Genomic DNA, 14,520 nt, shown 5'->3' with positions numbered 1-14,520 from the left:
GCCGGGGGGGGCACCCCCCCCGCGCGGCCCCCGGCCGTTTTTCCGCGCCTCCCGGACCCGCCGGCCTCAGCCCTCGCCGTCGGCGGTGATCCGCCACCGGCCCACCTCGCGGTGGGCCGAGTCGTACACGGCCGACCCGTCGCCGGGCCGCAGGGCGTAGTGGTGGAGGTTGCCGCCCCAGTAGCGCAGGACGCGGCCCAGCTCGCGCGCCGCGGCCTCCGCCGGCTGCCCGTCGTCGACGGTCACCTCAAGCGTGAACTTCACTGCTTCTCCCTTCGGGAAAACGGCTCTGCTCGGCCCCGGCGCCGGACCTGGTATCAAGTCTTTCATTCAACTGCTACCAGGCTTTTTCACGGCCGCACCACAGGTGGGGGCGGTGGAATGCCGGAAAAGTCTCAACTCGGCGTGAAGCCGTGGAGGAGGGGTCGTGGGTGACCGGCTGAAGGCGGCCGACCTCGCGAGGTCGGCCGGGATCTCCGTACAGCAGCTCCGCACCTACGTCGACACGGGGCTGCTCCCGCCCGTCGACCGCACCCCCGGCGGCCACCGCCTCTTCACCGCCGCCCACGCCGACGCGCTCGCCGTGGCCCGCGAGCTCGCCGCCGGGCACGGCTGGGCCACCGCCCGTACCGTGATGGCCGCCGTCCACGCGGGCGACCTGGAGGCCGCGCTGGCCGCCCTGGACGCCGGACACGCCCGGCTGGACCGGGAGCGCGGCGAACTCGCCGCCGTCCGGGAGGCCATGGGCACCGTCCTGGCCGGCCGCGTCCCGCCGCCCGCCGCCCGGAGGGCCCTGCGCATCGGCGAGGCCGCCCGCGCCGTGGGCGTGAAGCCGCCCGTCCTCCGCCTCTGGGAGGCCCGCGGCCTGCTGCGGCCCGGTCGCGAGCCGTCCACCGGGTACCGGCTCTACGACCGCACCGAGCTGCGCGTCGCGCAGGTCGTGGCGCTCCTTCGGAAGGGGCACCACCCGCTCGCCGCCGTCGAGGCCGTCCTGCGCGAGCTGCGGGCGAACGGCAGCCCCGACCGCGTCCTCGCCGCGCTGGACGCCCGCGCCGGCGACCTCCACCGGCGCAGTCTGCTCCGGCTCGGCGCCTCCGCCGCCCTCCACGGCTACCTGCGCCGTCTCGGCCACCATTGACGAGCGCCAGCCACCCCGGATAACTTCGCCATACGGATTGTTGATTCCGTGAAGCGGAAAAGTCGAGCGGTGGAGGGTGCGGGAATGGGTCAGCAGGAGCAGGTGGCGACAAGCCTCGCCGGTGCGGTCAGCGAGGGCATCAGCGCCTCCCTCGCCACGGTGGACGCGGAGCTCGCCCGCCGCTACCCCGGTGACCCCGGCACCCGCCAGCCCGTCCACACCGTCTACGTGCCCGGCGACGCCCTCACCGCCGACACGATTCGCTCCTGGGGCGACCGCGCCCTCGCCGCGCTCGACGAGCACGCCCCGGACGCCGCCTCCCTCGCCGCCGTCCTCGGTCTCCCCGACGACCTCGCCGAGCCCGTCCACGCGCGCGTACGGGCCAAGTTGGAGCGGGAACCGATCGAGGACCTGCGCATCGACTTCGAGGACGGCTACGGCGGCCGCACCGACGCCGACGAGGACCGCGACGCCGCCCGCGCCGCCCGCCTGGTGGCCCGGGCCCACCGGGAGGGGACCGCAGCCCCGTACACGGGCATCCGCATGAAGTGCATGGAGGTCGCCGTGCGCGACCGGGGCATCCGCACCCTCGACATCTTCCTCACCGGCCTCATGGAGGCGGGCGGCCTGCCCGACGGCCTCGTCCTCACCCTCCCGAAGGTCACCTACCCGGAGCAGGTCACCGCGATGGCGCGGCTCCTGGAGGAGTTCGAGAAGGCCCGCGGCCTGGAGCCCGGCCGGATCGGCTTCGAGATCCAGATCGAGACCAGCCAGGCCATCCTCGGCCCCGACGGCACCGCCACCGTCGCCCGCATGATCGACGCCGCCGGGGGTCGCGCCACCGGTCTCCACTACGGCACCTTCGACTACAGCGCCTGCCTCGGCGTCTCCGCCGCGTACCAGGCCAGCGACCACCCGGCCGCCGACCACGCCAAGGCCGTCATGCAGGTCGCCGCCGCCGGCACCGGCGTCCGCGTCTCGGACGGCTCCACCAACGTGCTGCCCGTGGGCCCCACCGAGAAGGTCCACGACGCCTGGCGCCTGCACTACGGCCTCACCCGCCGCGCCCTGGCCCGCGCCTACTACCAGGGCTGGGACATGCACCCGGCCCACCTGCCCACCCGGTACGCCGCCGTGTTCGCGTTCTACCGCGAGGGCCTGGAGCCGGCCGCCGCCCGCCTCGCCGCGTACGCCAACCGCGCCGGCGGCGACGTGATGGACGAGCCGGCCACCGCCAAGGCGCTCAGCGGGTACCTGCTCCGTGGCATCGACTGCGGCGCCCTCGACACCGCCGAGGTGGCCCGCCTCACCGGCCTCACCCGCGCCGACCTCGACCGTTTCGCCGCCCCGCGGCGCGGCGACCTGACCGGCACCCACCAGTGACCGGCCGGTGGCGGTCCCCCGCCGGACCCGCCACCGCCACCGCCGCCCCGTAACCCGTACGCGTCCACGACGCGCGGGAAGCGGGGCGGCGGTGCCCGCAGGGGAACGCGAACCGACCGCCGGCCGGTCCGGCGGGGGCCCGCCCGCCACCGGCGGCGGTGGCCCCGGAGCCGGTCCGCCCCTCCGCCGGCGGCGGCACGTGCCACCGCGCGGTCCGGCGGACCACCGCCCCGTACCCGGGGGGACGGACCACCACCCCGTACCCGGGGGACGGAGGCCGGGCCGGCGTCCTCGACGCGGGCACCGGCCACTGCTCCCGCCGGTTTGGCCCCGGCCGCCGCGAGACGCACGGCGGGCGGGCCGACGTCCGGTGGGCGGCCCGACGTCCGGTGGACGAAGGCCGATGACGACAGCGGCGACGCCGGCGTGCGGGCCGGCGGCGTGCGCGCCCGGTGCCGGCCCCGCCCCGCACCGGGCCGCGCGGCTACGCGGGCGGGACCTCGCCCGAGCCGCGCGGGACCAGCACCGTCGGCAACTCGACGCGCCAGGGCGCCTCGTGGAGGCCGTCGAGGCGGCGGAACAGCCGTTCCGCCGCCGTGCGGCCCAGCGCGGCGGCGTCCTGCGCGATGACCGTGATGCCGAGCAGGTCGGCCAGTTCGATGTCGTCGAAGCCGACCAGGGCGACCGGGCGCGTGCGCCCGGCCAGCTCCCGCACGGCGGTCACCGTCACCCGGTTGTTGCCCGCGAACAGCGCGGTCACCGGTTCGGGGCCGGCCAGCATCGCGGCGACCGCGGCCCGCACCCGCGCCGGCTCGGTGGGGCCCAGCGACACCCACGCGTCGTCGACGGGCAGCCCCGCGTCCTCCATCGCGGCCCGGTAGCCGCGCAGCCGCTCCGCGGCGGTGTGGATGCGCGGCCGGTCACCGATGAAGCCGATCCGGCGGTGGCCGTGCGCGACGAGGTGCGCCACACCCGCGCGGGCGCCGCCGAAGCTGTCGGACAGGACCGTGTCGGCCTCGATCCGGCCGGCCGGGCGGTCCACGAAGACGGTCGCGACGCCCGCCCTCATCTCCGGTTCCAGGTAGCGGTGGTCGTCGCCCGAGGGGATCACGATCAGCCCGTCGACGCGGCGCGCGCACAGCGCCAGGGCGAGTTCCTGCTCCCGTTCCGGGTCCTCGGCGCTGGACCCGTTGATCAGCAGGGCCCCGTGGGCGCGGGCCACCTCCTCCACGGCGCGGCTCAGCGGCCCGTAGAACGGGTCGGCCAGGTCCTCCAGGACCAGCCCCACGGAGGCGGTGCGGCCCTTGCGCAGCACGCGCGCGCTGTCGTTGCGGCGGAAGCCGAGCGCCTGGATCGCCTCCTGGACGCGGCGCTCGGTGTCGGGCGTGACGCCCGGCTCGCCGTTCACCACCCGCGAGACGGTCTTGAGGCCGACGCCCGCGCGGGCGGCGACGTCCTTCATGGTGGGCCGGTTGCCGTAGCGGTGGTCGGGTCGGCGGGCGGTCTCGGCCACGGTGCGCGGTTCCTGTCCTGTCGTCGTCCGGAGGTACGTACGGGGGCGTGGCGTCGAGCATAGAGCCTGGACAACGTTGTCAACAGCCGGGAGACTGTCCGGGCACCAACCGAAACCGCAGGGTCCCACCGGTCCGCGGACGTCCATGGGGAGCGACGGGATGCACACGGAGCCGGAGCACGACCCGGCGGCGACCGGACTCGCCGCCGCCCTCGACATCGGCGGTACGAAGATCGCGGGCGCCCTCGTCGACGGCACCGGCCGGATCCTCGTCCGGGCCCGGCGGCCCACCCCCGCGCGGGAGGACGCCGAGACAGTGATGGGCGCCGTCGCCTCGGTCCTCGACGAACTGGCCGGATCGCCGCTGTGGGGGCGGGTCGAGGCGGTCGGCATCGGCAGCGCGGGCCCGGTGGACGCGGCGGCCGGCACGGTCAGCCCCGTCAACGTGCCCGCGTGGCGCGGCTTCCCGCTCGTCGACCGGGTCCGCGCGCGGGTCGCCGGCCGGCCGGTCTGCCTCGTCGGCGACGGCGTCGCCATGACCGCCGCCGAGCACTGGCGGGGCGCCGCCCGTGGGTACGACGACGCGCTCTGCCTGGTCGTGTCGACCGGGGTGGGCGGCGGGCTCGTGCTGGGCGGACGCCCGCACCCGGGGCCGACCGGCAACGCGGGCCACATCGGCCACATCAGCGTCGACCTGGACGGCGACCCCTGCCCCTGCGGCGGGCGCGGCTGCGTCGAGCGCATCGCCAGCGGGCCGAACATCGCGCGCCGCGCCCTGGCCGCCGGCTGGCGCCCGGGACCCGACGGCGACGCGACGGCGGCGGGCGTGGCGGCGGCGGCCCGCGCGGGCGACCCGGCGGCCCGGGGCGCGTACGACCGCGCCGCCCGGGCCCTGGCGGCGGGCATCGCGGCGACGGCGACGCTGCTGGAGGTGCGGATCGCGGTGGTCGGCGGGGGAGTGGCGGGCGCGGGGGAGGTCCTCTTCGCCCCGCTGCGCCGGGAGCTGCGGCGGTACGCGACCCTCCCCTTCACCCGCCCGCTGGAGGTCGTCCCGGCGACGACCGGCACGGACGCGGGCCTCCTGGGCGCGGCCGCGGCGGCGCTGGACCCGCGCGCGGACCGGGCGCCGCGCGCCTGACGGCCCGGCCCCGCGGCCGGCTCCGGCGGCTTCCGGCCGGGCGGCTACCCGGCGAAGCGCCGTACGTACCGCTTCTGCCAGGGCGTCTCCACCGCACGGGGGTGGTAGTGCCGGCGCACCCACTCCACCGCGCGGTCCGGCGGGACGCCGTCGAGGACCGCCAGGCAGGCCAGTGCCGTGCCCGTCCTGCCCCGGCCGCCCCCGCAGGCGACTTCGACGCGCTCCACCGCGGCGCGCTCCCACGCCCCGGCCAGGACGGCGCGGGCCTCCGCCTCGTCCGCGGGCAGCCGGAAGTCCGGCCAGCGCAGCAGGCGCGCCTCCCACGGGACGTCCGGCGGCCGCCCGCCCAGCAGATGGACCGCGTACGCCGGGGTCGGTCCGTCGGGCAGCGGGCGGCGCAGGCCGCGGCCCCGCACCATGCGCCCGGACGGGAACCGGACCACACCGGGGCCATCGGACGGCCACAGGGCGGCCGTCGTGCCGGAGGGGGAGGGAGTCACGGGCCCGACCCTAGCGGGTGCCGGGCGGGTCGCCGCCGCAGGGCGTTCGAGGGTGCGCCCGGGGTGGCCACGCCCGCTGAACCGCGCGGGGCCGCGCACCGTACCACCGGATCCGGCCAACCCGCCCCCGGTTCACCGGCCGTGCCGGCGTCCGCCTCCGGCGGGAAACCCCAGGGGCCCCGGACCGTTACGGCCACCCGTCCGGAACGCGGGTTTCCGTGGCAGGGTGTTGCGGGCAAGCCACTGGGGGCCAACGGAAGAGGGGGAACCGTGATCGTCTGGATCAACGGTGCGTTCGGCGCCGGCAAGACGAGCGCCGCGCGCGAACTGGTCGATCTGATCCCGAACAGCACCTTGTACGACCCGGAGTCGATCGGCGGCGCGCTGCCGCTCCTCCTGCCGCCCGACCGGCTCTCCGGCACCACCGACTTCCAGGACCTGCGGATCTGGCGGCGCCTGGTCGTCGACGCGGCGGCGGCGCTCCTCGCCGAGGTGGGCGGGGTGCTGGTGGTGCCGATGACCCTCCTGCGGCAGGAGTACCGCGACGAGATCTTCGGCGGGCTGGCGTCCCGCCGGATCACCGTGCGGCATGTCGTCCTGACCCCTGATGAAACGATCCTGCGCGCACGGATCGCGCGGCGCGGCGCGCACGACGGCGACCCGGCCGGAAACGAGCGGGCCAGGGCGTGGGCCCTGGACCACATCGCGTCGTACCGGGCCGCGCTCGACGGGTGGCTCGCCGCCGACGCGTACGCCGTCGACAACGGCCCCCTCACGCCGGAGGCGACGGCGAAGGTGATCGCGGACGCGGTGCGGACCGGCGCGGCGGGCGCCTGCGGGATCGTGCAGACCCCGGAGCCGACCGGCGAGACGCTCGCGGCGGGGGTGCTGCTCTTCGACGACCAGGACCGGGTGCTGCTGGTCGACCCGACGTACAAGCCGGGGTGGGAGTTCCCCGGTGGGGTCGTCGAGCGGGGCGAGGCGCCGGCGCGGGCCGCGATGCGGGAGGTCGCCGAGGAGACGGGGCTGGAGCTGGCGTCCGTACCGCGGCTGCTGGTCGTCGACTGGGAGCCGCCGAAGCCGCCCGGGTACGGCGGGCTGCGCCTCCTCTTCGACGGCGGGCGGCTCACGGGCGCGCAGGCGGACCGGGTCCTGCTGCCGGGCTCCGAGCTGCGCGGCTGGCGCTTCGCGACGGAGGCGGAGGCGGCGGACATGCTGCCCCCGGTCCGGTACGAACGCCTCCGCTGGGCCCTGCGCGCCCGCGAGCGCGGCACGGTCCTGAACCTGGAGGCCGGCGTCCCGGTGGGCTGACCGCGCGGCGGCGCGGGGGACGGGGCGGCTCCGGGCTCCCGCGCGGGCTACGGCCGGGCCGCCTCCGCCGCCGCCCGCAGGGTGGAGGGCACCTCCCGCGTCAGCGGGTCGCCGTGCCCGAAGCACACCGCCCGGAGCGGGTGGAGGGAGGCCAGGCGGCGCACCGACGCCACCGCGGCGGCGCGGTCCGTGTGGAAGACGCCCAGGCCCACCCCGCCCACCGACGCCAGGGTGTCGCCCGTCAGCAGCACGCCGGGGCGCGGCAGGTGGAGCGCGATCGACCCGGGCGTGTGGCCCGGGGTGTGCACCACGCGGGCGCCGCCGCCGAAGTCCAGCACGTCGCCGTCCTCCAACTCCCGGTCCACGCGCGTGGGCGGCGCCTCGGGCGTGGTGAGCCCGTGCTCGTACAGCGGGACCTCCCAGTCCAGCAGGTCCGGTTCGGGCACCGGCGCCTCCCCGCGGACGACCGGCGCGTCCAGCCGGTGCGCGAGGACCTCAGCGCCGTACCGGCGCGCCAGCGCCTCCGCCGCGCCCACGTGGTCGCGGTGGCCGTGGGTGAGGACGATCCGCCGCAGCCGCGCCCCCGGGCCGCCGACCTCGCGCAGTGCCCGGCCGACGGCGTCCTCGGCGCCCGCCCAGCCGGCGTCGACCAGCGTCAGCGCGCCGTCGTCGTCACGCCAGACGTAGCCCTGGCCGATCGGGAAGCGCAGCATGTGCAGCCCGGGCACGACCGGGACCAGGTCGACGGCGGGCTCGTCGGGGGCGTGCGGGTGCGGGTGCGGGTGGGGTTCCGGAGTCATGCCCCGACGCTACGGGAGCGGCCCGGCCGGGCCGCCCCCCTTGCGCTCTGCGCGATTCCGCCGAGAGCTCAACCTCGCTTCGACAGCGCGTAGTTCCGCAGGAACAGCGCCTCCGCGACCGACATCCGCTCCAACTCCTCGGGCGACACGCTCTCGTTCACCGCGTGGATCTGCGCCTCCGGCTCGCTCAGCCCGATCAGCAGGATCTCCGCCCGCGGGTACAGCGCGCCCAGCGTGTTGCACAGCGGGATCGACCCGCCCATGCCGGCGGCCTGCATCTCCTCGCCCGGATACGCCGCGGCCAGCGCCTGGGCCATCGACGTGTACGCCGGGCTGGCCACGTCCGCCCGGAACGGCTGGCCCTGCCCGATCTGCTCCACCGTCACGCGCGCGCCCCAGGGGGTGTGCGCCTGGAGGTGCGCGGTGAGGAGCTTGGTCGCCTCGGTGGCGTCCTGGCCGGGCGGCACGCGCAGGCTGATCTGGGCGCGGGCGGTGGCCTGCACGGACGGCGTGGCCCCGACGACCGGCGGGCAGTCGATGCCGATCACCGTGACGGCCGGACGCGCCCACAGCCGGTCGGCGACGGTGCCGGAGCCGATCAGGTCCACGCCGTCCAGCACCTTGGCGTCCCGCCGGAAGTCCTCCTCCGCGTACTGCAGCCCCTGCCACTCGGCGTCCGACGCCAGCCCGTCGACCGTCGTCGAACCGTCCTCGGCGCGCAGCGAGTCCAGTACGCGGATGAGTGCGGCCAGCGCGTCCGGCGCGGCACCGCCGAACTGCCCCGAGTGCAGGTTCCCGGCGAGCGTGTCGACCTGGACGCGCAGCATCGTCATCCCGCGCAGCGACGCGGTGACGGTCGGCAGCCCGACGCGGAAGTTCCCGGTGTCGCCGATGACGATCGCGTCGGCGGCCAGCAGGTCGGGGTGGGCCTCGGCGTACCGCTCCAGGCCGCCGGTGCCCTGCTCCTCGGAGCCCTCCACGATGACCTTGACGCCGACCGGGACGCCGCCGTTCGCCTTCAGGGCGCGCAGCGCCAGCAGGTGCATGATGAACCCGCCCTTGCAGTCGGCGGCGCCGCGCCCGTACCAGCGGCCGTCCCGCTCGGTCAGCTCGAACGGCGGGGTGTCCCAGCCGGCCGGGTCGAGCGGCGGCTGCACGTCGTAGTGGGCGTACAGCAGCACGGTCGGGGCGCCGGCGGGGCCAGGCAGGTGACCGTAGACGGACTGGCTCCCGTCGGGGGTGTCGAAGACCGACACGTCGGTGAAGCCCTCGGAGCGCAGGGCGTCCGCCACCCACGCGGCGGCGGCCTCGCACTCGCTCCTGGGGAACTGGGCCGGGTCCGCCACGGACCGGAACGCCACGAGCTCCGTGAGCTCCGCCTTGGCGCGGGGCATCAGCGAGGCGACGGTGGCGGCGATCGGCTCGGCGATCGGCTGGGCGGTCATGGTCACGCTCCTGGTGGGTGCGGCAAGCGGTACGTCGGGACGCCGCCGCGGGATATGCGGCGAACGCGCGTCCGATCCTCGCACAGGGCGCTCGGGGCGAAGCCCCGTAGGATGCGGACGAGAGCGTGGACCACGGGTCGGGACCGGGAGCGTAAGCACATCGTGAGCAGCGAGAACGTGTGGGATGTCGTCGTGGTCGGCGCGGGGCCGGCCGGAGCGTCCGCGGCCTACGCCGCGGCAGTCGCGGGCCGCCGCGTGCTGCTCCTGGAGAAGGCGGAGCTGCCCCGCTACAAGACGTGCGGCGGCGGCATCATCGGCCCGTCGCGGGACGCGCTGCCGCCCGGCTTCGACCTGCCGCTGCGCGACCGGGTGCACGCCGTGACGTTCTCGTTGAACGGCCGCTTCGCCCGTACGCGCCGCTCGAAGCGGATGCTGTTCGGGCTGGTCAACCGGCCCGAGTTCGACGCGGGGCTGGTGGAGCACGCCCGGAGGGCGGGCGCCGAGGTGCGGACGGGCGCGGCCGTCGCGCGGGTCGAGCAGCACGGCGCCGCGGTGCCGGACCGGCGCACCGTCGCGGTCGTCCTCGCCGACGGCGAGACGGTGCTGGCGCGGGCGGTGGTCGGCGCGGACGGCAGCGCCAGCCGGATAGGGGCGCACGTCGGGGTCAAGACCGACCAGGTGGACCTCGGCCTGGAGGTGGAGATCCCGGTGCCGCAGGCCGTGGCGGAGGACTGGGCGGGGCGGGTCCTCATCGACTGGGGGCCGATGCCGGGCAGTTACGGCTGGGTGTTCCCCAAGGGGGACACGCTGACGGTCGGTGTCATCTCCGCGCGCGGGGAGGGCGCCGCGACCAAGCGGTACCTGGACGACTTCGTGGCCCGGCTGGGCCTCGCCGGGTTCGAACCGGCCATCTCCTCCGGGCACCTGACGCGCTGCCGCAGCGAGGACTCGCCGCTCTCCCGCGGCCGGGTCGTCGTCTGCGGGGACGCGGCCGGGCTGCTGGAGCCGTGGACGCGTGAGGGGATCTCCTTCGCGCTGCGGTCCGGCCGGCTCGCGGGGGAGTGGGCGGTGCGGATCGCCGAGGCGCACGACGCGGTCGAGGCGCGCCGCCAGGCGCTGAACTACGCCTTCGCGATCAAGGCCGGGCTGGGCGTGGAGATGGCGGTGGGGCGGCGGCTGCTCGCCGTGTTCGCGCGCCGCCCGGCGCTGCTGCACGCCGCGATCACCGGACTGCGCCCGGCGTGGCGGGCGTTCGCGGACATCACGCGGGGCGCGACGACGCTGGCCGGCATCGTCAGGGGGAACACCGTCGCGCGCCGCGCCCTGGAGGCGCTGGACCGCCGCCGGCAGGACGACCCGCAGGAGTCGGAGCCGGAACCGGCCGCGCGGGAGCAGCGGTAGCGGAGACGGACGCCGTCACCGCCCGGCCCCGCCCGCGACACCGGCCTCCGCCCCGGTTCCATCCGCCGGGTCCGGCCTCTGTCCCGGGTCCGGCCTCTGCCCTGGGTCCGGCTCCTGTCCCGGGTCCGGCCTCTGCCCTGGGTCCGGCTCCTGTCCCGGGTCCGGCCTCTGCCCTGGGTCCGGCTCCTGTCCCGGGTCCGGCCTCTGCCCTGGGACCGGCTTCTGCCCCGGGACCGACCTCTGCCCCGGGACCGGCCGACCGGGCCGACCTCCGCCCCGGTCCGTCCCCGCCGGGTGCGGTCGACCGGGACCGGGCCGGCCTCCGCCCCGGTTCCGGCAGCCGGGACCGGACGCCGGGGCGGTCCGTCGGACACCGGCCGCCTCCGGCAGCCGCAGCAGCTCCGGGTCCTGGCACGGCATCCGCCGGTGCAGCTCGCGCAGTGCCGGACCCGGGTCGGCGCCCATCGTCTCCGCGATCCGCAGCCGGGCCTCCCCATCCGCCCCCCGCCCCGCGGCGCCCCGGGGCGGGGCGGCGGAATCGTCGGAGCGCCCCGGTCGGCAGGGCTCCGGCTGGTGGCCACGGCGCTCCTCGGACGGCGCCCCGCCGCGCGGGGCGCGGTCGTGCCGCCGGGCGCGCCACCGGTTCCCGGCGCGGGATCCGGTGGCCGCGAGGAGCCCGCCGCGGCCCGCGCGGCGGGGCGCCCGGTGGGGCGCCCGGTGGGGCCCGGCGGGTGACCCGGTGGCGCCCGCACACGACGCGTACGTCGTCGGGGCGGCCCGGTCCGGCGCCTCCGGCCCCTCGTGGAGGAAACCGGGCCGGGCGGCGGCGCGCCCGGGCGCCCGGGACCGCGTCCGGATCGTCGCCCCCGCCTACGGGCCGGGCCCGGTCCGCTCCCGGCCCTGCCGCCCCGGCGCGTTCCCGCACCCGGCGCGGCGCCGGGTCACCACGTCACGGCCGAGGTCTCCCGCCACAGGCGGGTCAGGCGGTCGTCGCCCGTGACCGCGACGGCGGGGGAGCCGGCGGGCAGCCGGTTCCACAGGGAGAGGTACAGGGCCTCGGCGGGGCCCGTCAGTTCGCAGTCGACCGGACCGTCGGCCGTGCGGGCGGTGCGGGGCGCGTCGGCGGAGAGCAGGACCGTCCACACGTCGCCGGTGTCCGCCGTGCGGACCCGCAGCGTGCCGGGCCGGTCCGTGCGGACGCGGCTCTTGTCCCGGGCGTGGAAGCCGCACAGCAGTTCGTCGATCCCGTCGGCGGCCAGGTCCGGCCCGACCGGCGACCGGCCGGCCACCAGGCCGAGCGCCGACTCGGCGTCCACGCGGTGCACGGTCGTCTCGTGCGCCTGGCGGCGGGCCCAGAACGCCAGCGGGGACGGCGCGGGCATGAACGCCCAGCACTCCAGGGTGTCCGGCGCCCCGGTCAGCGCCGTGACGAGCCGGTCGTGGCCCTCCCGGTACCAGTCCAGCAACGGGGTGCCGTCGAGGTCGGGCTCGCCGTCCGCGGGGCGGTACGACGTGTGTCCCTCGGCGACGAACGCGGTCGCCCAGCGGTGCACCATGCCGGTGTGCCGCAGCAGGTGCCGCACCTCCCAGCCGGGGCAGGTGCGGACCTCCGCGTCGAGACCGGCCCGTTCGGCGGCGTCGGCCAGCAACTGGCCCTCGCGGGCGAGGTGCTTGATGTGCTCGGCAGTCTCCATGGCGGAATTCTGCCATCGCCCTCCGCGCCTCAACCGCCGTGCGGACGCGGCTCACGGCGCCGCGCGCCGGTCACCAGCCGGGCGAGCGCGCCGATCCCGAGCGACTGTGCGAGCACCGACACGACGAACGCCGCCCAGAAGAACCACATCGACCCGAGCAGGGCGTCACCGCCGAGCGCCCCGCCGGCCATGACCACCAGGATGGTCGGCGCGGCGACCGCGATGAGCCCGAGGGCGGCGAACGACGCGTCCTCGTGGTCGGTGAACCACAGGTCGCGGACGACCAGGGCGGTCACCGCGGCGACGAACGCCAGGTACACGCCGGAGGCGACGTTGCCGAACGCCAGCCGGGCGAGGCCGCGCAGAGGGGCGTCGCCCAGGTCGATGATCTTCATGTGGTGCTCCCGTGGTCGCAGGGAGCCCCATCCTGTGCCGCGGGCGGCGGCGGGCGCCTGAGTACGGCTACTCAGAGGCCCCCGGCCGCCGTGGCGTTGCGGGCGCGGTAGCCGACGGCCGCCGCGGCGGCGGAGAGCAGCGCGACCGTCGTCAGCGCGGCGGGCAGCGAGAACCAGTCCGCGAGGAAGCCGATCACGGGCGGGCCCAGCAGCATGCCGCCGTAGCCCAGCGTCGACGCGGCCGCCACGCCGGCGGGTCCGGCCAGGGCGCCCGCCCTGTCCACCGCCACCGGGAAGATGTTCGCCAGGCCCAACCCGGTGACGGCGAACCCGAGGAGCGCCGCCCACACGCTGGGCGCCAACGCGCCCAGCAGCATGCCCGCGGCGGCCGTCGCGCCGCCCGCGACGAGCGTCCTGGTCTGGCCGAGGCGCTCCAGCATCGCCGTACCGGAGAGCCGCCCGGCGGTCATGGTCAGCGCGAACAGGGAGTACCCGGCGGCCGCGGCACCGGGGTGGGCGTGCAGGTCCTGCGTCAGGTGCAGGGCACCCCAGTCGGCCAGGGCGCCCTCGCCGTACGCGGTGCACAGGGCGATCACGCCGAACAGGGTGACCAGGCGGCGCGTCCGGCGGTCCATCCGCCGCCCGGAGGCGGGCGCGGCGGGCAGGGACTCGGGCGGCGCGGGGGAGGGGTGGCGCAGCAGTACGGGACCGGCGACGGCCGTCAGGAGCAGGCCGACGACGGTGAGCCCGAGCAGGTGCGCGGCGGGCGGGAGGCCGCTCGCGACGAGGCCGCCGAGCCCGGCGCCGACCATGCCGCCCAGGCTGAACGCGGCGTGGAAGCCGGGCATCACGGGCCGTCGCAGCGCGGCGACCAGGTTGACGGCGGCGCTGTTCATGGCGACGTTGATCGCGCCGTAGGCGGTGCCGAAGACCAGCAGGACGAGACCGAGCGCGAGCGCCGAGTGGGTGAGCGCCGGCAGCGCGATGCTCAGCGACAGCAGGACGGCGGCGCCGACGGTGACGGCGTGGCTGCCGAACCGGTGGCACAGCCGCCCGGTGAGGGTCATGGTGACGACGGCCCCGGCGGAGACGCCGAGCAGGGCGAGTCCGAGGTCGCTCGCCGAGGAGCCGGTCTGCTGCTTGATCGCGGGGATGCGGACGACCCAGCCGGCGAAGAGGAAGCCGTCGAGGGCGAAGAAGAGGGTGACGGCGGTGCGGAGGCGCGACAGGGAGCGGACGGCGGGGTCTCCGCCGGTGGCTTCCCGAAGGGCGGGCGCGAGTTTGTTTAGTAGCGGCACAAACTCAGGATAGGGCCCTGCGGCGGCTCATCACAAACCGTGTGCCGCGTGTTCCCCGAGGGCTCGGGCGACCGGCCGACGACCCCGCGCACCGCGCCCGTCGCGCGCTGCCTGCCGCCTGCTGCCCGTTGCTCGCTGCCTGCCGCCTGCCGCCTGCCGTTCGCTCCGGGGGAAGACGGTCGGGCCGCCTCCGGCCGGCCCCGCCCCATGCCCGTCCGCGCCCACCCGCGCCCGTGCGCCCTCGGCGGTCCTTCAGCGACCCCGGTCAGGCGCCCGCCGCGCCCGCCCGCGCCCGTGGGGCGCGAGCGGGTCGGACGGCTGGCGCGCGGTCGGCGCGTCCGCCGCCCGTACCGGGGCGGGCGGTCCGGCTCGCCGGTCGTCCGGACCCTCCCCGGGTGGCGTCCCGCGTGCGCCGCGCGCCGCGCCTCCCGGCGTCGGACGGCGCGCGGGCCGCCCCCGCGGTCGCCGCGCGGATGCGGGCGTTCGGCAGGCGGGTGGGCACCG

Annotated in this window: 13 protein-coding genes; 5 read left to right on the top strand and 8 right to left on the bottom strand. The window is 77.3% G+C overall.

Going from position 1 to position 14,520, the window contains the following annotated elements; genetic code table 11:
• Positions 1 to 66 precede the first annotated feature (66 nt).
• Entirely contained in the window at positions 67 to 264 is a 198-nt protein-coding gene (locus RND61_RS18725; RefSeq protein ID WP_315879135.1) for a hypothetical protein, read from the bottom strand.
• A 163-nt stretch (positions 265 to 427) separates the two neighbouring features.
• On the opposite strand from RND61_RS18725, the gene RND61_RS18720 reads away from it, so the two are divergent.
• Positions 428 to 1,138, top strand: coding sequence for a MerR family transcriptional regulator (locus tag RND61_RS18720; RefSeq protein ID WP_315879134.1), 711 nt, complete (start codon positions 428 to 430; stop codon positions 1,136 to 1,138).
• An 84-nt stretch (positions 1,139 to 1,222) separates the two neighbouring features.
• Positions 1,223 to 2,521, top strand: a complete 1,299-nt coding sequence (locus RND61_RS18715) for a DUF6986 family protein (RefSeq protein WP_315879133.1) — start codon at positions 1,223 to 1,225, stop codon at positions 2,519 to 2,521.
• 484 nt (positions 2,522 to 3,005) lie between these two features.
• On the opposite strand, the gene RND61_RS18710 is transcribed toward RND61_RS18715, so the two are convergent.
• Positions 3,006 to 4,034 carry a LacI family DNA-binding transcriptional regulator gene (locus RND61_RS18710; protein WP_315879132.1) on the bottom strand — a complete coding sequence of 343 codons (1,029 nt, stop codon included), beginning with the start codon at positions 4,032 to 4,034 and terminating at the stop codon, positions 3,006 to 3,008.
• Between the two features lie 160 nt (positions 4,035 to 4,194).
• On the opposite strand from RND61_RS18710, the gene RND61_RS18705 reads away from it, so the two are divergent.
• Positions 4,195 to 5,172 carry an ROK family protein gene (locus RND61_RS18705; protein ID WP_315879131.1) on the top strand — a complete coding sequence of 326 codons (978 nt, stop codon included), beginning with the start codon at positions 4,195 to 4,197 and terminating at the stop codon, positions 5,170 to 5,172.
• A 44-nt stretch (positions 5,173 to 5,216) separates the two neighbouring features.
• Here RND61_RS18705 and RND61_RS18700 read toward each other — a convergent pair whose 3' ends face one another.
• Positions 5,217 to 5,591 carry a phosphatase domain-containing protein gene (locus RND61_RS18700; protein WP_315879141.1) on the bottom strand — a complete coding sequence of 125 codons (375 nt, stop codon included), beginning with the start codon at positions 5,589 to 5,591 and terminating at the stop codon, positions 5,217 to 5,219.
• 351 nt (positions 5,592 to 5,942) lie between these two features.
• Between RND61_RS18700 and RND61_RS18695 the strand changes: the two genes are divergently transcribed.
• A complete protein-coding gene (locus RND61_RS18695; RefSeq protein ID WP_315879130.1) occupies positions 5,943 to 6,983 on the top strand; it encodes an NUDIX hydrolase in 1,041 nt (346 codons plus the stop codon).
• 47 nt (positions 6,984 to 7,030) lie between these two features.
• Here the strand turns inward: RND61_RS18695 and RND61_RS18690 are convergent, their stop codons facing one another.
• Entirely contained in the window at positions 7,031 to 7,783 is a 753-nt protein-coding gene (locus tag RND61_RS18690) for an MBL fold metallo-hydrolase (protein ID WP_315879129.1), read from the bottom strand.
• 68 nt (positions 7,784 to 7,851) lie between these two features.
• Positions 7,852 to 9,228: a dipeptidase gene (locus RND61_RS18685; RefSeq protein ID WP_315879128.1), complete on the bottom strand. Its 1,377-nt coding sequence runs from the start codon at positions 9,226 to 9,228 to the stop codon at positions 7,852 to 7,854.
• Positions 9,229 to 9,339: 111 nt separating this feature from the next.
• Between RND61_RS18685 and RND61_RS18680 the strand changes: the two genes are divergently transcribed.
• Positions 9,340 to 10,629: a geranylgeranyl reductase family protein gene (locus RND61_RS18680; RefSeq protein WP_315879127.1), complete on the top strand. Its 1,290-nt coding sequence runs from the start codon at positions 9,340 to 9,342 to the stop codon at positions 10,627 to 10,629.
• A 941-nt stretch (positions 10,630 to 11,570) separates the two neighbouring features.
• On the opposite strand, the gene RND61_RS18675 is transcribed toward RND61_RS18680, so the two are convergent.
• The 3 genes from RND61_RS18675 to RND61_RS18665 form a co-directional block, all read right to left on the bottom strand.
• Positions 11,571 to 12,323 (bottom strand): maleylpyruvate isomerase family mycothiol-dependent enzyme, encoded by a 753-nt coding sequence (locus RND61_RS18675; protein ID WP_315879126.1) that lies wholly within the window; start codon positions 12,321 to 12,323, stop codon positions 11,571 to 11,573.
• A 29-nt stretch (positions 12,324 to 12,352) separates the two neighbouring features.
• On the bottom strand, positions 12,353 to 12,718 hold the full coding sequence (locus RND61_RS18670) for an SCO4225 family membrane protein (RefSeq protein ID WP_315879125.1): 366 nt from the start codon (positions 12,716 to 12,718) through the stop codon (positions 12,353 to 12,355).
• A 71-nt stretch (positions 12,719 to 12,789) separates the two neighbouring features.
• Complete coding sequence (locus tag RND61_RS18665; protein ID WP_315879124.1) at positions 12,790 to 14,016, bottom strand: MFS transporter; 1,227 nt, start codon at positions 14,014 to 14,016, stop codon at positions 12,790 to 12,792.
• Positions 14,017 to 14,520 lie beyond the last annotated feature (504 nt).

The sequence above is a fragment of the Streptomyces tamarix genome (assembly GCF_032423885.1).
In the GTDB taxonomy this organism is placed as follows: Bacteria; Actinomycetota; Actinomycetes; order Streptomycetales; family Streptomycetaceae; genus Streptomyces; species Streptomyces tamarix.
This window is presented reverse-complemented; position numbering and strand designations above follow the sequence as displayed.

Excerpts from the sequence above, each read along its gene's own strand:
- RND61_RS18700 (WP_315879141.1), bottom strand. The coding sequence starts at position 5,591 with ATGGTGCGGGGCCGCGGCCTGCGCCGCCCGCTGCCCGACGGACCGACC.
- RND61_RS18670 (WP_315879125.1), bottom strand. The coding sequence starts at position 12,718 with ATGAAGATCATCGACCTGGGCGACGCCCCTCTGCGCGGCCTCGCCCGG.
- RND61_RS18685 (WP_315879128.1), bottom strand. The coding sequence starts at position 9,228 with ATGACCGCCCAGCCGATCGCCGAGCCGATCGCCGCCACCGTCGCCTCG.
- RND61_RS18680 (WP_315879127.1), top strand. The coding sequence starts at position 9,340 with ATGCGGACGAGAGCGTGGACCACGGGTCGGGACCGGGAGCGTAAGCAC.
- RND61_RS18715 (WP_315879133.1), top strand. The coding sequence starts at position 1,223 with ATGGGTCAGCAGGAGCAGGTGGCGACAAGCCTCGCCGGTGCGGTCAGC.
- RND61_RS18690 (WP_315879129.1), bottom strand. The coding sequence starts at position 7,783 with ATGACTCCGGAACCCCACCCGCACCCGCACCCGCACGCCCCCGACGAG.
- RND61_RS18675 (WP_315879126.1), bottom strand. The coding sequence starts at position 12,323 with ATGGAGACTGCCGAGCACATCAAGCACCTCGCCCGCGAGGGCCAGTTG.
- RND61_RS18705 (WP_315879131.1), top strand. The coding sequence starts at position 4,195 with ATGCACACGGAGCCGGAGCACGACCCGGCGGCGACCGGACTCGCCGCC.